21 protein-coding genes are annotated in these 17,910 nt (G+C 47.9%); 1 reads left to right on the forward strand and 20 read right to left on the reverse strand.

The features are described 5' to 3' along the window. Positions 1-20 precede the first annotated feature (20 nt). The 9 genes from yjgA to mazG form a co-directional block, all read right to left on the reverse strand. Positions 21-554, reverse strand: a complete 534-nt coding sequence (gene yjgA / locus VF685_RS11815) for a ribosome biogenesis factor YjgA (protein ID WP_005182421.1) — start codon at positions 552-554, stop codon at positions 21-23. Between the two features lie 2 nt (positions 555-556). Next, entirely contained in the window at positions 557-826 is a 270-nt protein-coding gene (locus VF685_RS11820; protein WP_034598158.1) for an HPr family phosphocarrier protein, read from the reverse strand. Further along, the gene (rapZ, locus tag VF685_RS11825; protein WP_016659525.1) at positions 823-1,674 is read right to left on the reverse strand and encodes an RNase adapter RapZ; all 852 of its coding nucleotides are present in this window, start codon (positions 1,672-1,674) and stop codon (positions 823-825) included. The genes VF685_RS11820 and rapZ overlap by 4 nt, the downstream gene beginning before the upstream one ends. Positions 1,675-1,701: 27 nt before the next feature. Beyond that, a complete protein-coding gene (gene panC, locus VF685_RS11830; RefSeq protein WP_016659526.1) occupies positions 1,702-2,547 on the reverse strand; it encodes a pantoate--beta-alanine ligase in 846 nt (281 codons plus the stop codon). 3 nt (positions 2,548-2,550) lie between these two features. Next, complete coding sequence (panB, locus tag VF685_RS11835; RefSeq protein WP_005182412.1) at positions 2,551-3,360, reverse strand: 3-methyl-2-oxobutanoate hydroxymethyltransferase; 810 nt, start codon at positions 3,358-3,360, stop codon at positions 2,551-2,553. Between the two features lie 45 nt (positions 3,361-3,405). Further along, entirely contained in the window at positions 3,406-3,894 is a 489-nt protein-coding gene (gene folK, locus VF685_RS11840; RefSeq protein ID WP_005182411.1) for a 2-amino-4-hydroxy-6-hydroxymethyldihydropteridine diphosphokinase, read from the reverse strand. Further along, on the reverse strand, positions 3,891-5,363 hold the full coding sequence (gene pcnB / locus VF685_RS11845; protein WP_127801700.1) for a polynucleotide adenylyltransferase PcnB: 1,473 nt from the start codon (positions 5,361-5,363) through the stop codon (positions 3,891-3,893). Before pcnB ends, folK begins: the two co-directional genes overlap by 4 nt. A 136-nt stretch (positions 5,364-5,499) precedes the next feature. After that, positions 5,500-5,913, reverse strand: coding sequence for a ComEA family DNA-binding protein (locus VF685_RS11850; RefSeq protein ID WP_127801699.1), 414 nt, complete (start codon positions 5,911-5,913; stop codon positions 5,500-5,502). A gap of 10 nt (positions 5,914-5,923) precedes the next feature. Further along, positions 5,924-6,685 (reverse strand): nucleoside triphosphate pyrophosphohydrolase, encoded by a 762-nt coding sequence (mazG, locus tag VF685_RS11855; protein WP_127801698.1) that lies wholly within the window; start codon positions 6,683-6,685, stop codon positions 5,924-5,926. Positions 6,686-6,785: 100 nt separating this feature from the next. Here mazG and VF685_RS11860 point away from each other — a divergent pair, with 100 nt between their 5' ends. Continuing rightward, positions 6,786-7,562, forward strand: coding sequence for an SDR family oxidoreductase (locus tag VF685_RS11860; RefSeq protein ID WP_253097286.1), 777 nt, complete (start codon positions 6,786-6,788; stop codon positions 7,560-7,562). A gap of 65 nt (positions 7,563-7,627) precedes the next feature. Here the strand turns inward: VF685_RS11860 and der are convergent, their stop codons facing one another. The 11 genes from der to VF685_RS11915 all read right to left on the reverse strand — a co-directional run bounded on the left by der (position 7,628) and on the right by VF685_RS11915 (position 17,895). Further along, positions 7,628-9,040: a ribosome biogenesis GTPase Der gene (gene der, locus VF685_RS11865; protein WP_440203654.1), complete on the reverse strand. Its 1,413-nt coding sequence runs from the start codon at positions 9,038-9,040 to the stop codon at positions 7,628-7,630. A 174-nt stretch (positions 9,041-9,214) separates the two neighbouring features. Further along, entirely contained in the window at positions 9,215-10,363 is a 1,149-nt protein-coding gene (gene bamB / locus VF685_RS11870; protein WP_127799078.1) for an outer membrane protein assembly factor BamB, read from the reverse strand. After that, positions 10,360-11,064 carry a YfgM family protein gene (locus VF685_RS11875; protein WP_005182401.1) on the reverse strand — a complete coding sequence of 235 codons (705 nt, stop codon included), beginning with the start codon at positions 11,062-11,064 and terminating at the stop codon, positions 10,360-10,362. The genes bamB and VF685_RS11875 overlap by 4 nt, the downstream gene beginning before the upstream one ends. A 30-nt stretch (positions 11,065-11,094) precedes the next feature. Beyond that, complete coding sequence (gene hisS / locus VF685_RS11880) at positions 11,095-12,390, reverse strand: histidine--tRNA ligase (RefSeq protein ID WP_127799076.1); 1,296 nt, start codon at positions 12,388-12,390, stop codon at positions 11,095-11,097. 3 nt (positions 12,391-12,393) lie between these two features. Continuing rightward, positions 12,394-13,515: a flavodoxin-dependent (E)-4-hydroxy-3-methylbut-2-enyl-diphosphate synthase gene (ispG, locus tag VF685_RS11885; RefSeq protein WP_005182396.1), complete on the reverse strand. Its 1,122-nt coding sequence runs from the start codon at positions 13,513-13,515 to the stop codon at positions 12,394-12,396. A gap of 22 nt (positions 13,516-13,537) precedes the next feature. Further along, positions 13,538-14,326: a helix-turn-helix domain-containing protein gene (locus VF685_RS11890; RefSeq protein WP_127799074.1), complete on the reverse strand. Its 789-nt coding sequence runs from the start codon at positions 14,324-14,326 to the stop codon at positions 13,538-13,540. Further along, on the reverse strand, positions 14,317-15,114 hold the full coding sequence (gene pilW / locus VF685_RS11895) for a type IV pilus biogenesis/stability protein PilW (protein WP_104470591.1): 798 nt from the start codon (positions 15,112-15,114) through the stop codon (positions 14,317-14,319). Before pilW ends, VF685_RS11890 begins: the two co-directional genes overlap by 10 nt. 35 nt (positions 15,115-15,149) lie before the next feature. Then, on the reverse strand, positions 15,150-16,385 hold the full coding sequence (gene rlmN / locus VF685_RS11900) for a 23S rRNA (adenine(2503)-C(2))-methyltransferase RlmN (RefSeq protein WP_005182389.1): 1,236 nt from the start codon (positions 16,383-16,385) through the stop codon (positions 15,150-15,152). 122 nt (positions 16,386-16,507) lie between these two features. Further along, positions 16,508-16,939: a nucleoside-diphosphate kinase gene (gene ndk, locus VF685_RS11905; protein ID WP_005182388.1), complete on the reverse strand. Its 432-nt coding sequence runs from the start codon at positions 16,937-16,939 to the stop codon at positions 16,508-16,510. A 109-nt stretch (positions 16,940-17,048) separates the two neighbouring features. Continuing rightward, positions 17,049-17,249, reverse strand: coding sequence for a Fe-S cluster assembly protein IscX (gene iscX / locus VF685_RS11910; RefSeq protein WP_005182385.1), 201 nt, complete (start codon positions 17,247-17,249; stop codon positions 17,049-17,051). A 94-nt stretch (positions 17,250-17,343) separates the two neighbouring features. Beyond that, positions 17,344-17,895 carry a phosphatase PAP2 family protein gene (locus tag VF685_RS11915; RefSeq protein ID WP_104470590.1) on the reverse strand — a complete coding sequence of 184 codons (552 nt, stop codon included), beginning with the start codon at positions 17,893-17,895 and terminating at the stop codon, positions 17,344-17,346. Positions 17,896-17,910: the final 15 nt, after the last annotated feature.

Below are 17,910 nucleotides of genomic sequence, written 5' to 3' on the forward strand. Positions count from 1 at the left end.
CCAGATGAAGTCTGATTAGCTTAATTGTCAGATAACAGCGCCACTTGCTGCACATAGTTAAACAATTTTAACTTGGATGCTTCCAGCTCTGCTTCCGGCATTTCCACTTTCAAATCACGGTGAATGCGCAACACATGCTGACGCAGGGTATGTCGTTCTGCCGCATTATAAGTTTTGCAGAAATCATTAATTACCGGATCACCATCTTTAATAATCCGCTCGACCCAGCGTTGCAGCTGTGCGGTTTTTTTGGCACCCTGCTGCGGGGTTAAATAAGACAGAATTACCGATTCATCTTCATTGCGCAGCAGTTTCCCAATCCGCTGGAACTGACGGCGACGCGCCTCATGCGAACTGATATTCTGCACTTCAATGAGTGCATCAATTAAACGCTCATCTACAGGAAGCTTTTGAATTTGCTTCGGGTTCAGTTGAGCCAACTGCTCGCCCAAAGCAGCCATACGCTGTACGGCTTTTTTCTGTTCAGTTTTACTTGCACGTCCTTCTAAAGATTCGAAATCATCTTCGGTAAAACGGTGCGGTCGACGTGCCACGATTAATCTGCCTCGTAAAATTTTGCTGCAAAAAGTGCCTGAATTTCAGATAAAGCTTGTTCTTCATCTGCACCTTCAATCACTAAACGTAAAGTTGTGCCCTTACCTGCGCCGAGCATGAGCAGGGACATGATATTTTTTGCATCGACCAACTTGTCACCTTTGCCAATTTGAATGGACGAACGGAATTTCGTGGTGACTTCAATCAGTTTGCCTGATGCACGCGCATGTAAACCTAGTTTATTAATTACGTCAACAGTTGTGTCAATCATGACCAGTGCTTCATTTCCCGGTGTAAGACTTGAATAGACCATTGTGCCTCAAGTGCCTTTTTTAGTCTATCCACCATATAAACAGATCGGTGCTGCCCACCGGTACAGCCAATAGAGATGGTCATATAATGACGATGCCCTTCTGCAAATGCAGGCAGCCATTTATTTAAAAACTGATAAATATCCTGGAACATTTCATTGGTCTGTTCATGCTGTTCCAGAAACTGTTGCACCGGCTCATCCAGTCCGGAATATTTGCGCAAAGACAGATCCCAATGTGGGTTCGGCAAATGCCGGATATCAAAGACATAGTCGGCATCCAGCGGAATACCATACTTGTAGCCAAAAGATTGCAAAATCACAATCAGTTTATCGGTCTGACCCAGCTTCGACAGCAAGGTATGCTTTAAGTCATGCACACTCTTGTCGGTGGTATCAATGTGCACCGTGGAGCGCAGCTGAATCGGCATAAGCAGGACTTTTTCTTCCTGAATGCATTGATGCAGACTTTTAAACCGGCTGGCCAGAGGATGCGGACGGCGCGAAGCACTAAAGCGGGTGATCAGCTCCTGATCTTGGGCAGTCAGATAAATAATATCGACCGAGCCATGACCTTGCAGCTGTTCAAACACCTGGTCAAATTCCTGCAAATTGGCGCGGGTACTGCGTACATCGACCCCTAGCGCCAGCTGTTCCAGATTATTTTCCAGATCAAGCTTGGCCACAATTTCGGGCAGCAATGCCAGAGGAAGGTTATCAATACAGTAATATCCGAGGTCTTCGAGAACCTGCAAAGCCGAGGATTTTCCTGAACCTGATTGTCCGGTCACAATCAAAATACGCTTCATGACAAGGCTGTCCTTTCCATTGCTGAGCTATGCAGTCGGTTTGATCTGCATATTATCAATTAAGCGGGTGCTTCCCAATTTTGCCGCCACGAACAAAACAATCTCTTGATTAAATTCATCAATTTTTTGCAGTTCAGGTGTACGTGCCTCTACATAGTCCACAACAAAGCCGGCCTGCGTCAATGCTGCCTTAATATTCGCTAACACTTCTGACAGCTTTTCACCCTGTTGCAGTGCCTGTTCAGCATTTTTCAGGCTTTGATAAATTACTGGTGCCGTTTTACGTTCCTGTTCACTTAAATAACCGTTACGTGAACTGAGCGCCAGACCATCCTCTGCCCGGACAATTGGCACGCCAATCACTTCCAGTGGAATATTCAGGTCACGTACAAACTGACGAATCACCGCCAGCTGTTGATAATCTTTTTGGCCAAAGAAGGCATAGTTCGGCTGCACAATATTAAACAGCTTGGTCACCACCACCGCGACACCATCAAAATGTCCCGGACGCTGCAAACCACACAGGTCTTCGGTAATTTCAGACACACTGATGTTGGTTAAACGCGGGCTTTTGCCATACATTTGCTCGACAGAAGGCGCAAATACAATGTCACAACCGGCTTCTGCCAGCAATTGACTGTCTTGTTCCAAGGTCCGTGGATAGTTGTCAAAGTCTTCATTTGGACCAAACTGAATCGGGTTCACGAAGATGCTGACCACCACCACATCACATAATTGACGCGCTTCACGCACCAGGCTCAGATGGCCTTCATGCAAATTGCCCATGGTCGGGACAAAACCAATAATTTTACGCGCTGCACGTGCAGGATTTAATGAGGCTGCCAATCCCTGAATCGTGGTTTCTGTTTTCATGTTTTACAACTCAACTTGGAAAGTTTGTTCACGTGCCGGGAAAGAACCGTCTTGTACCGCAGCATGATAGGCTTTGAAGGCATCTAAAATGGCTGTTTCACCAGACTGCTCTTTCATAAAGTTCCGTACAAATTTGGCAACGCGGCCAAACGTCAGACCCAGCATATCTTGCACCACCAGCACCTGACCATCGGTGTCTGCACCGGCACCAATTCCAATTACCGGAATATGCGGGAACAGGGCGCTAATTTCCTGACCAAGCTGCGCCGGTACACATTCCAGCAATAACAGCGCAGCACCGGCATCAACCACCGCCTGACAGTCGGCAATCAACTTGTCCGCCGCTTCACGGGTACGCGCCTGGAGTTTATAACCGCCAAAGACATGTACCGATTGCGGCGTCAGGCCCAAATGCACACACACTGGAATTCCGTTACGGGTCAGCACTTCTACGGTTTCAGCCAGCCAGGCACCACCTTCCATTTTGACCATTTGCGCACCGGCCTGCATCACGGTTTTCGAGCTTTGCAGTGCATCATTCAAGGTGGCATAACTCATAAATGGCAGATCGGTCATGATAAAGGCATGCTGATTGCCACGACGCACTGCTGCCGTATGATAGGCCATATCTTCAACAGTCACCGGCAAGGTAGAGTCACGGCCCTGAATCGACATCCCCAGCGAGTCGCCAATTAAAATACTATCAATTTCAGCAATTTCCATTGCCTTGGCCATACTCGCATCATAACAAGTCAGGCAGGAGAATTTGCGACCATCGGCTTTAAATTGTCTTAAGTCACTGAGACTAATCATGGAGATGTTCCTCTAGGAAAAGCATAGAACATGCTAAAAATCACTTTAAATATTTGCCCAGTGTTCATGGTCCAGCACATCCAGTGCGGGCTGTTGAATGAACGGCAAGTCTTTTAATAATTGCGTATGCACACGCAGTTCGGGGTCTAAATCCAGTAATGGAATGACCACGAAATCGCGTTCTAAAACGCCGACATGCGGCACAGTCAGACGTTCATGCTGAATCTGCTCCTGTCCATAGAGGAGTAAATCCAGATCGAGCGTGCGTTCACCCCAATGGCGTAAACGCACCCGTCCGGCTTCCTGCTCAAAACGCTGCAGCTGATCCAGCAATTCCAGCGCCGGTAAATCTGTACGCAGCTGTACCACCGCATTTAAATAATTCGGCTGGTCTTGTGGCCCCATTGGCGGACTTTGATACAGTTTAGAGGTTTTGACCTGACCCAACGTCGCCAGCTTGTGTACAGCTTCGGTCAGAATCTGGCGTGAATCGCCCAGGTTACTACCCAGGCCAATATAAGTCACCCTACTCATTGTGTTGGCCCGAAAATAACCTGACTTAAATCCCGTTGTACCCGCTTGCGCTTCAGAATTGGATGGTCTGCACCAATCCCCGAGCCATTGCTTGATGATATTGATGCAACTTGGGCACGGGCATCTTCCTGCTGTTTGGCTTTACGGGCACGGCGGCTGCGTGGCTCCGGCTCATTCACCAGCGGTTCAATTTCGGCGGTCTGCGCGGCATTCAGCTGCTGCTCCAGATGTTCTTCCTGTGCAGCTTTGCGACGGCTCTTGGCCCGCTGACGGTTGTACTGGCCAATGGCACGTTCTTTTTCATCGGTGCTCATGGTCTGGTACTGATCCCACCACGTACCCATCTCTTGAGTCTGGGCATCGCCAGATCTTTCACGCAGCAGCAAAAAGTCGAAACCGGCACGGAAACGTGCATGGTTGGACAGGGCAGCAATTTGCTGAGGTTTTGGATTCAGCAAACGGGTTTGCATTTCCCAGACTTCACGAATAAAGGTTTCGGCAAAACGCGGAATCACCGTGCGGGTGGCCTGACGTTTCAACACATCCAGCCCAGCCTGTGCACGTGCTTCTGCCGGAATTACCCCTTTGGACAGATAAAAATCACAGCGCTCTAAAAATGGCTTCCACAGCAGCACCGCATAGAAAAAGGCCGGGTTGATGGTTTTGCCAATCGCAATGCGCTGATCGGTATTTTTTGCAGCCAGTTCAATAAAGGGGGTGATGTCCGGCTTGATGTCGGCAAAAAGCTGACGCCAGATACCGAAGTCGATTAGCATCGGCAAGACGCGATTTAAATGCCCCATGGTGAACAGTTTTTGCGATTCATCATACAGACGGTGCGGAGAAACATCGCGCAGCAACTGAGTCATTTCCGGAGTAAAAATCTCCAGAATGGCCGGATCAATATTGAAATTCAGCTTGGCCGCAAAACGTAAGGTCCGCAGCATCCGCACCGGATCTTCTTCAAAACGGACGGTCGGATCACCGAGCAGACGCAAGGTTTTGGATTTAATGTCATCAACTGCATGACAGAAATCCAGCACGATTCCTTTACGTGGCTGGTAATACAAAGCATTGATACTGAAGTCACGACGGGCAAAATCCTGCTCAATCGTGCCCCAGTTATTGTCTCTTAAAATCATGCCCGCAGCAGAGGTCACCGCTCTTTTCGGCGGTGCACGGAAGGTAGCAACTTCCACCAGTTCACGTCCAGAATAGACATGAGCCAGCTCAAAGCGGCGTCCGATAATGCGACAGCGGCGTCCGAACACCTCTTTGACCTGAGATGGCGTGGCATTGGTCACGGCATCAAAATCCTTCGGATTCAGGCCCAACATCAGGTCACGAACACCACCACCAACGATATAAGCTTCATAGCCAGCTTTGGTTAAAGCATCAATAACATCTAGAATGTAAGCAGGTAATTGCGTGGTTGATAAACCACATTTTGACGCGCGCAAAGTTTGCAAAAGACGCTGTCTCCTACGTCTGAACGTAAAATAGATTAGATGACGCTAATCATATCTCTAACACAATCAAAGGGCAATTTGATTATCTCAATACTCGGGCCCGGCTGATGCGGTGTTGGCCGATGATCAGACCCGATTAAATACCCAGCCGGTGCCGGTTTTTGGCCAATAATGCCGGTCCAATCCCTTTGACTAACTGTAAATCTTCAATCCGTTTGAATTTTCCATGCCGATTGCGGTACTCAATAATAGCTTCCGCCTTCTTTTGTCCCACGCCAGATAATTGCTGTAATTGCGCGGCTGTTGCCATATTCAGATTAATTTTTTCACTACTGCCTGCGCTAGCTGAACGGGGTTGGGAAGTCTTCGTAGAAGCCGACGAGCTTAAGCGGGCATCAATCGCCTCTTGTTCAGCCTTCCATTGCAGATAACGCGCATCATAATTTTCTGCCTGCGCATTTTGCAGCGCGAAAAAACTACAAAACAGGCAGAACATTAACGCCAGTTGAATTAGAGCTTGAGCGTGTTGAAATCTTATTCTTCTTGTCATGGTCACTCTGTCATTTTAATTGTTGTTTTGCCTGCTCCCACAGCTGATCCATTTCAGCCAACGACACCTGTTCTATATTTTTATGCTGCTGTTGTAACTGCTGTTCAATGAAAGCAAAGCGGGTTCTAAATTTATGTACGGTACTCAGCAAAGCCATTTCGCTGGACAGATTCAGTTTACGGCCAACATTAATTAAAGAAAATAAACAGTCACCCAGCTCATCCAGAATTTCGTCGGAATCTTGCCGATCCACCGCCTGTTTCAACTCCTGCAACTCTTCATCGACTTTCTGCATCGCGCCAGCGACATCGGAAAAATCAAAGCCAATCTTCGCGACATTGTGCTGTAACTGCTGCGCCTGCTGAATGGCCGGGCCATGTTTGACCTCAGATAAGCGCGATGCAGGTTTTCCGGCTTTTTCCTGCTGTTTGATCTGCTGCCACAATGCACTGACATCTTCCGGGCTTAAAGCCGCAAACTGCTCCGGCTGAAATACATGCGGGTGACGGCGAATCATTTTATCGGTAATGGCCTGCACCACATCCTGAAAATCAAAAGCACCCTGCTCGCTATACATTTGCGACTGAAACACCACTTGCAGCAATAGATCGCCCAGTTCCTCTTTGACGTCCTGAGCATGACCACTGCGCACGGCCGCTTCGACTTCATAGGCTTCTTCAATCGCATACTTGGTCAGCGATTCTGGGGTCTGCTTCTGGTCCCACGGACATTGCTCACGAAGCCGTTTCATCACTGCCAATAACTGATCCATGCCGATTTCCACCTTCTTCAACCATCATCTACATAAAAATATTTGCTATGCTCTCAACAGAACAACACTTTGAAAAACAAAAACACAAGGAGTTAGCCACATGCACAGTATCTTCATTAGTGGCGCAGCACAAGGCATTGGTGCAGCAGTGGCCCGCTTATTTTATCAGGCGGGTTATAAAGTCGGAATTTATGATTTAAATGTTGCACAGGCCGAGCAACTGGCGCAGCAGCTGGGTCCCAATGCGCAAGCCGGCGGGCTGGATGTCGCGGATTATGCACAGTGGCAAACGGCTTTGGCGCGTTTTGTAGACTGGGCTGGCGAGCTGAATATTCTAGTCAATAATGCCGGTATCTTATATTCGGGTGCTTTTGAAGACACCGAGATTCAGGCGCATCAGCGTACCATGCAGGTTAATGTCAATGGGGTGCTAAATGGCTGTCATGCCGCACTGCCTTATTTAAAACAGGCGACTTTTGCCCGGGTGGTGAACCTGTCATCAGCTTCGGCCATTTATGGACAGGCCGATCTGGTGTCGTATTCGGCCAGCAAATTTGCGGTACGCGGTATAAGCGAAGGGCTGGATGTTGAATGGCAAAAATATGGTATCCGGGTGCTGGATGTGATGCCTCTGTTTGTACAAACCGCCATGGTCAAAGATATGGATGCCGGCACCATCCAAAATATGGGGGTACATTTAAGCGCGGAAGATGTGGCCGATGAAATTTTCAGTTGTGTTACGCGAAAAAACTCGTTATTTACCGCCACCCATCAGCCGGTCGGATTAAAAAGCAAATTCCTGTTTACCCTGTCACGCCTAAGCCCGCAGTGGGTGAATCGTTATAGCAATATGTTGCTGGCACGGCGTCCAGACTAGAAACTAATGGCCATAAAAAAGCCCGAATCTGATTCGGGCTTTTTTTGTATCAAGCGACAAACCGCTTAACCGCGTTTAAATTTCTTCTCGGCTTTCTTAAACTTCTGTACATAACGACGACGACGCGCAGCAGTACGTTCATCCACCTGTGATTTACGTCCTTCAAACGGGTTCTCAGAGGTTTTAAATTCAATCTTCACCGGAGTTCCTTCCAGCTTATAGACCTTACGGAACACGTTTTCCAGGTAACGACGATAATCGGCCGGGGTTTTATCCACCTTGTTACCGTGAATTACAATCGTTGGCGGGTTCTGGCCTCCCATGTGTGCATAACGCATTTTAATGGCACGACCCTGCACTTTTGGCGGATGGTGCGCTTCAGTTGCATCATTCAGAATCTGAGTCAGTTTGGCTGGTGATACTTTTAAGCGCGAAGACTCATAAGCACGATGAATCGATGGATAAAGATCACCCACCCCAGTGCCATGCAGCGCTGAAATCAGGTGAATACGCGCCCAAGGAATAAAGTCAAAGCGGCGCTCGACATCCAGCTTACACTGCTTGCGATCATATTCAGACATGTTGTCCCATTTATTGATCGCAATCACCATGGCACGGCCAGCTTCCAGCGCATAACCAATCAGGTGCAGGTCCTGCTCGACAATCCCTTCACGCGCATCGACCACCACAACCACCACGTTGGCATCTTTCATCGCCTGCAAGGTTTTTACAATCGAGAATTTCTCGATCATTTCATCGACCTTGCCTTTACGGCGTACACCGGCAGTATCAATCATGGTGTATTTACGCCCTTCACGCTCAAACGGAATATAGATCGAGTCACGTGTTGTGCCCGGCTGGTCAAAAGCAACCACGCGCTCTTCACCCAGCAAACGGTTCACCAGCGTCGATTTACCCACGTTTGGACGACCAATAATCGCTAGACGCAGACCCGTGTCTTCATCACGCTCTTCCGGGTTTTCATCTTCCGGCACATCTTGCAGTACTTCTTCCAGCATCTGCTGAACACCGCGACCATGGCTGGCGGCCACTTGCATTGGCTCGCCCATCCCCAGTTTAAAGAATTCAACCAGCGCGGCTTCTGCATGTACGCCATCGACCTTGTTGGCCACCAGAAAGACTTTTTTACCCAGCGTACGCAGTTCACGGGCAATCTGCTCATCCGAAGCCAGCAGACCGGCACGCGCATCGACCACGAAGATGATCATATCGGCTTCATGGATGGCGGTTTTCGACTGCTCGGCCATGTAAGAATCGATACCACCTTCAGATTCGCCAATACCGCCGGTATCGACCACGATGAAGGATTTATTCTGATAGGTCGCATCACCATATTTACGGTCACGCGTCAGGCCGGCAAAGTCTGCGACCAGAGCATCACGACTCTTGGTGATCTGGTTAAACAACGTTGATTTTCCGACGTTCGGACGACCAATGAGCGCAATTACGGGTTTCATAGATTAACCTTTATTTGAGATCAGTCCACTACACGGGTCTGAACATCAGAAACAAATGGGAAGAAAAAATTTCAGTCAAAGACCTGAATAAAAACACGGGGCATTGAACATTCAATCACCCCGCGTTAAAAAATACGGAAATTGTCGCCTAGTTTAACATAAGGCAACAAAAAGTTAACGGTTCTGCCAAATGCTGAATGCACCCTTTTGCGTACCAACATATAACTGGTTGTCGATGACACGTAAAGAACGCACTTCACCGCTGGTTTTGGCGCGACCAATCAGCTGACCGTTGCTCGGGTTAAACAGATGCAAGACACCATCCATATCTCCCACCACCAGGTCCTGACCCAGCATTACCGGGTTACTTAAACGACGGTTAAGCAACTGGTTATTTTCCCACAGCTTCTGGCCACTGGTAATTTCATAAGCCACTAAACGGCCATCGGCACTGGCGACAAAAACCCCATTGCCGACCACTTCCGGACGTTTGGTGCTGCTCAGGTCTTCGCTCCAAACCACTTGCTGTGAAGCCAGATCAGTGACGGTCACCTGGCCCTGGAAGCTGGTAGTGACCAGGAACTGGCCAGCTACTACCGGATCGCCATCAATATCATTTAAACGCTGAATATCGGAGCGACCTTCACTGATGGCCACACGGCGCTGCATACGCGGCGTACCGGTCACCACATCAATTGCATAAATATAAGCATTGGCGGTTGCTACCAGCACGGTACGCGGATCAACCGCTACCGGTGCAGCGCTACCACGCAGGCTAAACTGGACATTCGGCAAATTGTAAGTCCACATTTGCTGGCCAGTCGCCAGGTTATGCGCATAGACAATACCATCATTGCTGATGGTCACCACACGGTTGGCATGCACCAGCGAAGGTGCCAGAATGGCGCCAGTCAATTGTGCGGTCCATTTTTTCTCACCTGTAGCCTGATCCAGTGCAAACAGTTGACCTTTCTGATTCCCAACAATCACCAGACCTTCTGCCGCTTCTACACCTGAGCTGAGCCCCTGTTTGCTGACTTCGGTCTGCCACAAACGCTGCTTGCCACGATAGGCCGCTACTTCACCTTTAGGATCAATACTAAATACCACGCCATTATCGACATCTAGCTGTAAACGCAGCGGATCTTCTTCAGCAGTCGATGAGGTGTTTTGAGAAAATACAGGCACCAGGGTTTTGGCCTGTTGCAGTTTTGGCAAAGGATTCGGTTTTACTTTTTCAACTTTAATGCTGTTGCTTGAACAGCCAACCAATGCAAGGCTTAAAACAGTTAGTGCAAACGGGATCTTATATTTTCTATTCATTCAGTTTCATCCACTTGTGTGTCGATTACAGGACGTTCAATTTCAGGATCATCAACTAAAACGCCGACACTTTCGAGTTTAATTTGTAAAATTTGACGTTCCTGTTGACGTTCAAGTAACGCATTCCATGCGTTCTGATACGCTTTTTTGGCATTTTCAATATCATTTTTCGCCACGTACACATCACCACGCGCTTCTTCAGCTGTTGCTTTAAAGGCAGGATCGTTGACGGCAGACAAGGTTTTCAGTGCCTCATCATATTTCTTTTGTGCCAATTGCGCATAGGCCAAACGCAGTTTTAATACCTGCATTAAGCCGGCATCATCGACTTTAGAATTTTCAACTTTCTTTAAGGCTTTTTCTGCACCGGCATAATCGCCCTGATCATAGGCCAGTTTCGCCATTAAGAACTGGGTCTGAATGGCCTGGACGGAATCTGGAGCTTCTTTCACAATCTTATCGGCCGTGGTCGACAGATTCTGGAAAGCTTTGTCATCGCCTTCAGCCGCACGCGCCTCGTCCATCAGTTGCTGGACTTTGGCGGTGTTGGTCTGATCTTCAGCCAGGTTTTTCTTCTGCCAGTATTGCCATCCGAAAAAGGCAATCAGCGCAATCAAAATCCCGCTAATAATTGCAGAACCATATTTCTTAGCGAATGATTTTAAATGATCAAGTTGTTCATCATCACTTAATGCGCTCATTGAATTACCCTTTTCCTTATGTTCTTTGGCTTATTTTGAAGAAAATTTTTCAATCATAAATGGCACAATCCCTGCCACAGCTACATCCAACTGCTCGGCAGTGGCCAGTTCTTTAACGGCGAAGCGCTGGTTTTCCCACTCACGCTCACCCAGAATTAAAGCATACAGTGCACCCGACTGGTCGGCTTTTTTCATCTGGCTTTTCATCGAGCCTTGTGAGCCGACTTTCAGGCGAATGGCACTACCACTGGCTTCAAGCTGGTCACGAATCTGCTCTGCCAGCACCAGTGCTTTACCTTGTGATGCCGGATCGGCCACCAGGAACACTTCACAATCGCGGCTTGGGCTGTTGTCTTCGACCTGTTCCAATAGAAGCAATAAACGCTCCATGCCCATGGCAAAACCAACTGCCGGAACCGACTGTTCTGGCTTGCCTTTTAACTGCCCCACCAGACCATCATAACGGCCGCCGGCACACACTGTCCCCTGTGAACCCAAATGGGTGGTGGTCCATTCAAATACAGTTTTGTTGTAATAATCCAGACCACGGACCAATTTTTGATTAATCACGAAGCTGACACCGGCATCAGTCAGATACTGCTGCAACTGGGAAAAATGCGCCATGGTGTCTTCACCCATAAAGTCGTGAAGTTTTGGTGCATTTTCCAGGATGCTTTGAGTTTTGGCATCTTTAGAGTCCAGAATACGCAGCGGGTTGGTGCTTAAACGGCGCTGAGAATCTTCATCGAGATCGGCTTTGTGCGTTTCCAGGAACTCAACCAAGGCGGCGCGATACGCGGCACGTTCATCTGACTCACCTAAAGTATTCAGTTCAAGTTGAACTTTATCTGCAACGCCCATACGTTTCCATAAACGCGCGGTCATTAAAATCAGCTCGGCATCCATATCTGGGGTAGCGACACCAAAAGTTTCCACACCAAACTGATGGAACTGGCGATAACGGCCTTTTTGCGGTTTTTCATAACGGAACATTGGGCCGATATACCACACGCGAGGCGTTGCACCGCGCAGCAGGTTATGCTCAAGCATGGCACGTACACAGCCTGCCGTACCTTCCGGACGTAAAGTCAATGACTCTGGCGGATTGCCTTTGTCCAGGAAGGTGTACATTTCTTTTTCAACGATATCGGTTGCATCACCAATGGAACGCTTGAACAGATGGGTCTGCTCAACCATCGGCAAACGGATTTGCTGATAACCATAAGCATCCATAAGACTGGACAGATGCTGTTCCAGACGTCTCCAAGCCGGGGTCTGGGTTGGGAGAATGTCATTAAAACCTTTGATTGCGACGATTGAACTCATGATCTACTCAGAAAAACCTGTGCGAATAATCTCTTTTGACTTAGCTTCTTCAAGCTCTTTAACACGTTGACGAACCATTGTTTCGATTTCATCAACCAATTGATTGGTATCAATTAAATGGCTCTTTTCACCATTACGATACACCAGTGAACGCGGACTTGCACCTACCACGCCAATATCAGCTTCTTTGGCTTCGCCCGGACCGTTAACTTTACAGCCAATCACCGACACATCCATTGGAGTGCGGACATCTTCCAGACGCTCTTCCAACATCTGCATGGCTTTAATCACGTTAAATTCCTGACGTGAACAGCTTGGGCAGGCAATGAAGTTAATGCCATTAGAACGCAGGCCGAGCGATTTTAAAATATCAAAGCCAATTTTGACTTCTTCTTCCGGCTCTGCTGCCAGGGAAATACGCATAGTGTCGCCAATGCCTTCCATCAGCAGGCCACCTAAGGCAATCGCTGATTTCACCGAACCGGTCCGATAGATTCCCGCTTCAGTCACACCTAAATGTAGCGGATTATCAATTTGCTGCGACAGCAAACGATAGGCATCCATGGTTAAAAATACATTCGATGCTTTCACCGAGACCTTAAATTCCTGGAAATCCAGACGGTCTAAAATATCAATATGGCGCATGGCCGATTCAAGCAAGGCTGCACCGGTCGGCTCGCCGTATTTTTTTTGAATATCTTTTTCCAGTGAACCGGCATTGACCCCAATCCGCATGGAAATATCATGATGTTTGGCCGCAGCCACCACTTCACGGATTTTCGCTTCCGAACCGATATTACCCGGGTTAATCCGCAGACAGTCAGCACCGAAATCGGCCACAGCCAAAGCAATTTTATAGTCGAAGTGAATATCAGCCACCAAAGGAACAGAGACCTGCTTACGGATTTCACCAAAAGCCTGTGCGGCTTCCATGCTTGGTACCGATACCCGCATGATGTCTGCACCAGCATCAACACAGCGCTGAATTTGCGCAACCGTTGCAGCGACATCACAGGTTTCGGTATTGGTCATACTCTGAATGCTGATTGGCGCATCACCGCCCACATAGACTGAACCGACACGAATTTTACGGGTTGGACGGCGTCGAATTGGATTCTCAATCATGATTTCGCTCTACTCTGTGCCATTAAGGCGACAAACGGAATTCCGCTTTGCCATTGACGGTATATGGAGACAATGAAATATTTTCATTGTTTAGACTTAATGACACTGCGGTTGCATCATCTAAACGAATCTGAAATGGTGCCTCACCAGTTAAATTCAAGCTGGACGCCTGACGGCCAGTGGCCAGCACCTTCCCGGTCGAATCCACAATATGAACCGACGTCGGACGATTAAAGCTTAAAGACAGCTGATCGCCGGTCACGGCACTGCTGTTGTCTAAATTAATAATTTCGACATCAGACATTGGCACAATATTCTGCTCAGTGTCGCTCGACTGCGAAGATGACCAGTTTTGCACGGCCGCGATGATAATCCAGATTAAGGCCAGTGCCACTACCGCCAGCGCAATACGTTTTAACCATTTGCGGTTACGGTCACGATTCGAGCCAGGCAGTTTGCCCATAATTTTAATTGGGGAATTATTCAGGGCATGATTCGGCAGCATGCCGGTATCATTGGCATAGATTTCATCAAAACGCTGGATGATACTGGTGGCATCGACTTTTAAATATTTGGCGTAGGTGCGGTAATAACCCTTGATAAAGGTCGCTTCAGGCAGTGACTTGTATTCATCCTGCTCCAGCGCCGTCAGGGTTTTGACCGGAATATTCAATTCTTGCGCCACATCTTCAAGCTCAAGCTTCTGATTTTGACGGATTTGACGCAGATACTCACCTGGGCGTTGGATATTTCCTAATGCATTGGGCGCTACATTTGTATTTGATTGCGGTGAATTAGGATTTACTTCCATACGGCCTCAGTACTGTGCTGTAATTGCAAATAACGTTGATATTCCTGGCTTTCAGGGAACAATGCCCGGAGCTGATTGACCAGCACCTGCTGTCCTAACTGATCGCCATTTGCACGCGCAACACGGATCCCAATCCATAAGGCACGCGCACCTTGATTTTTTTGTCCCACAGCACGCACAAACTGTTCATACATTCTGGATGCGGCAGGAGTCTGCTGGTTGAAATAAAAAATTTCCGCCAACTCTAACATTGAAACATAGGAGTCACGGTTTGCCTGCAGGGCCTGCTTGAATGATTTTTCAGCATTCGCCATATCGCCCAGTTTCAGGTAAATCCGCCCCACGTTTTCCAATGCACGAAAACGTTGATCATAACCGAGTGTTGCCCCGGCAATACTCAGCTGTTCAATGGCATCATTATAGCGTTCAACCTGATACAAATACGTACCATAGTTGTTACGCGCCTGCGCATTGTTCGGATCGGCAGAGATGGCACGCTTGAAATACGTATCGGCCTTCTCCAGATTCAGCTTGCTACCTTCTTGCTGTAGCAGCACGCCCATCATCATATTGGCCATAGAATCACGCGAATCTGTTTCCAGTGCCTGATCCAGGGCACGTTTGGCCGAGTCTAAATCACCCGATTTTAAATACTCGGCCGCCAGCTGGGTACGCACCTGAATTGCCTTTTCCGGATCTTTCGGACTTAAAGTAGGAGTTGTGGTTTGACAGCCGGTGCTCATCCATGCAGCCACACACAATGTGCTGATGGTTGTGAATTTATACATCAACTTAGTCAATGGACCTCTCCCCCTAAATTTAATTATCCTTGAGAGCGCATAATTTCATTTCGCTCTGCAACTTTCTTTTTCCATTGTTCCGCACGACGGGTACGGTCTGCCACCTGTCCCACCAGCTGGCCACACGCAGCATCAATATCATCACCGCGTGTCTGACGAATCGTACACACAAATCCGGCATCAGACAAAGTTTTTTGGAAAGAAATAATCCGGTTCCGGCTTGAACGGCCATATGGCGCATGCGGGAACGGGTTAAACGGAATTAAATTGATTTTGCTTGGCAGGTCTTTGAGCAGCTTGATCATCTCTTTGGCATGTTCAATGCTGTCATTCACGCCATCGAGCATGACATATTCAATGGTCACGTGCTTACGCGCACTTTCGTTGCCATCTTTTTTGATATAACGCTGGCAGGCTGCAATCAGCTGTTCCAGTGGATATTTCTTGTTGATTGGCACCAGCTCATTGCGCAGTTCATCGTTGGTGGCGTGTAAAGAAATCGCCAGCGCGACATCAATATCTTCAGCCAGCTGGTCAATTTTTGGCACTACACCCGAGGTCGACAGCGTTACACGGCGTTTTGACATGCCATAGGCGAAGTCATCCAGCATAATACGCATCGAGTTTAAGACCGCATCATAGTTCAGCAGCGGCTCGCCCATGCCCATCATCACCACGTTCGTCACCGAACGCTCACGCTCTGCAACCGGCACATCTTCCATATAGGAATAGTTGGCCATCCACAGCTGACCAATAATTTCAGCTTGGGTCAGGTCACGTTGAAAGCCCTGTTTACCGGTTGAACAGAATGAACAGTCCAGCGCACAGCCAACTTGTGAAGAAATACACAAGGTCTTACGTGAGCCAGTTTTATCTTCCGCAGGAATCAGCACGGTTTCAACCAAGGAACCCGCACCATCACCAACACGGAACACCCATTTACGCGTACCATCTTTAGAATAGTTTTTATGCACCACATCTGGCGCTTTAATTTCACATATCTGTTCCAGTTTTGCGCGCAACTTGCCTGAAATATTGGTCATTTCGGCAAAATCAGTCACGAAATACTGGTGAATCCATTTCATCACCTGGCCGGCACGAAATTTCTTCTCGCCTAAATCTTCGAAGAATTTTTCCAGCTCAGCACGCGACATGCCCAGTAAATTCACTTTCTGCACAGAAGTTGATTGCGCTGGAGTGGACAAAGATTGTTGCTGCTCATCAGATGTTGCAGATGAAGCGACCACTTCATTACTCATGTGTATTACCTAAATCATGTCTGAGGATGAAAGGAGATGCTCAAGATCTGAGCGAGGGATTATTCAGAGAATAAAAAAACCAGATAAGTATAATAACACTTATCTGGTTTGAATACTGCGTATTAACGAGTACGTGGAGCAATCTCAGTTTGAGCGAAGAAGTAGTTAACTTCACGGTCAGCAGATGCTACAGAGTCAGAACCGTGAGCAGCGTTTTCGTCGATGCTTACAGCGAAGTCTGCACGGATAGTGCCAGGAGCCGCTTCTTTAGGGTTAGTTGCGCCCAGGATTTCACGGTGAGCAAGAACTGCGTTTTCACCTTCAAGAACTGAAACAACAACTGGACCAGAAGTCATGAACGCAACTAAGTCAGCGAAGAAACCACGTTCTTTGTGCTCAGCGTAGAAGCCTTCAGCTTCAGCTTGAGTCAAGTGTTTCATTTTAGTTGCAACGATTTTAAGACCCGCTTTTTCAAAACGTGCGAAGATTTCGCCGATTACGTTTTTAGCAACTGCGTCTGGTTTAACGATAGATAATGTACGTTCGATAGCCATGATTGGCTCCTTAAAGTCAAAGTTGACAGAAATTTTGCCGCATTATACCGAAAAATGGGCTTTTTTCTGCGTTTAATCTGTAAAAAAAATCGGTTTTTTGAGGTCGCTGTTAACGTGCTTCGTCAATCCATGCCATTTGAATGGCTTCTAACAGACCTTCGGTTGACTTGGTCGGATCATCTTCAAAATCTGGAAGTGCACAAACCCAGGCATGCAGGTCAGTAAAACGGATCCATTGCGGATCGACATCTGGATGTGCTTCATACAGTTCAATGGCGATATCGATGCTATCTGTCCAACGTAAACCCATGTCTATTCCTAAGGCAATTTAGTGTGATGCACTACTTTAGCAAATTTTGCAAATGCTGTACCAGCTTTGACAGGCCGTACCGCCGGTGAATGGGCTATAGCGCAATTTCCAGATACGGCGCAGCCGAAATAATGCCGCTGGCCACCACACCGCCAATCAGTGCACCGACCGCCACATCACTTGGATAATGCAGCCCCAGCACCATACGTGATAGCGCCACCAGAATGGTAAAAGGTAACATCAACACCAGCAGTAGCGGCTGAATATAGCCCAGCACTGTGGTAATCATGACCGCGTGCAAAGTGTGACCGGAAGGAAAACTAAAGTGATCAAGCGGACGCTCGCCCAAGCGAATCACCTGATGTACCTGATAAGGACGGGGACGCACGGTTTTGCTTTTAAGCAGTTTATAGATGCCCGTACCGACCGATCCACCTAACAGCAAGTAGATAATCTGCAATCCATACAGCAGGCCCTGCCATAACCAGACCGTGGCCAGCATGACATACCAGAATAAACCGTCGCCTAAGCGGCTCACCACTTTAAAGAAATAAGCCACCCGTTCGGAGTGGGAAAAATGATTGAGATACAAACAGCCTTTCAAGTCGAGATCAAGTATTCTTATTTTTGCATTTTTAAGTTTCATTCTATGCTCTCCTTT

The organism is Acinetobacter sp. Brlt_5 (genome assembly GCF_051949055.1).
Classification (GTDB): domain Bacteria; phylum Pseudomonadota; class Gammaproteobacteria; order Pseudomonadales; family Moraxellaceae; genus Acinetobacter; species Acinetobacter indicus.

What these genes read in the sequence shown, in the direction of transcription:
- VF685_RS11820 (WP_034598158.1), bottom strand. Translation starts at nt 826, where the DNA reads ATGATTGACACAACTGTTGACGTAATTAATAAACTAGGTTTACATGCG.
- rapZ (WP_016659525.1), bottom strand. Translation starts at nt 1,674, where the DNA reads ATGAAGCGTATTTTGATTGTGACCGGACAATCAGGTTCAGGAAAATCC.
- panC (WP_016659526.1), bottom strand. Translation starts at nt 2,547, where the DNA reads ATGAAAACAGAAACCACGATTCAGGGATTGGCAGCCTCATTAAATCCT.
- panB (WP_005182412.1), bottom strand. Translation starts at nt 3,360, where the DNA reads ATGATTAGTCTCAGTGACTTAAGACAATTTAAAGCCGATGGTCGCAAA.
- folK (WP_005182411.1), bottom strand. Translation starts at nt 3,894, where the DNA reads ATGAGTAGGGTGACTTATATTGGCCTGGGTAGTAACCTGGGCGATTCA.
- VF685_RS11850 (WP_127801699.1), bottom strand. Translation starts at nt 5,913, where the DNA reads ATGACAAGAAGAATAAGATTTCAACACGCTCAAGCTCTAATTCAACTG.
- mazG (WP_127801698.1), bottom strand. Translation starts at nt 6,685, where the DNA reads ATGGATCAGTTATTGGCAGTGATGAAACGGCTTCGTGAGCAATGTCCG.
- VF685_RS11860 (WP_253097286.1), top strand. Translation starts at nt 6,786, where the DNA reads ATGCACAGTATCTTCATTAGTGGCGCAGCACAAGGCATTGGTGCAGCA.
- der (WP_440203654.1), bottom strand. Translation starts at nt 9,040, where the DNA reads ATGAAACCCGTAATTGCGCTCATTGGTCGTCCGAACGTCGGAAAATCA.
- bamB (WP_127799078.1), bottom strand. Translation starts at nt 10,363, where the DNA reads ATGAATAGAAAATATAAGATCCCGTTTGCACTAACTGTTTTAAGCCTT.
- VF685_RS11875 (WP_005182401.1), bottom strand. Translation starts at nt 11,064, where the DNA reads ATGAGCGCATTAAGTGATGATGAACAACTTGATCATTTAAAATCATTC.
- hisS (WP_127799076.1), bottom strand. Translation starts at nt 12,390, where the DNA reads ATGAGTTCAATCGTCGCAATCAAAGGTTTTAATGACATTCTCCCAACC.
- ispG (WP_005182396.1), bottom strand. Translation starts at nt 13,515, where the DNA reads ATGATTGAGAATCCAATTCGACGCCGTCCAACCCGTAAAATTCGTGTC.
- VF685_RS11890 (WP_127799074.1), bottom strand. Translation starts at nt 14,326, where the DNA reads ATGGAAGTAAATCCTAATTCACCGCAATCAAATACAAATGTAGCGCCC.
- pilW (WP_104470591.1), bottom strand. Translation starts at nt 15,114, where the DNA reads ATGTATAAATTCACAACCATCAGCACATTGTGTGTGGCTGCATGGATG.
- rlmN (WP_005182389.1), bottom strand. Translation starts at nt 16,385, where the DNA reads ATGAGTAATGAAGTGGTCGCTTCATCTGCAACATCTGATGAGCAGCAA.
- ndk (WP_005182388.1), bottom strand. Translation starts at nt 16,939, where the DNA reads ATGGCTATCGAACGTACATTATCTATCGTTAAACCAGACGCAGTTGCT.
- iscX (WP_005182385.1), bottom strand. Translation starts at nt 17,249, where the DNA reads ATGGGTTTACGTTGGACAGATAGCATCGATATCGCCATTGAACTGTAT.
- VF685_RS11915 (WP_104470590.1), bottom strand. Translation starts at nt 17,895, where the DNA reads ATGAAACTTAAAAATGCAAAAATAAGAATACTTGATCTCGACTTGAAA.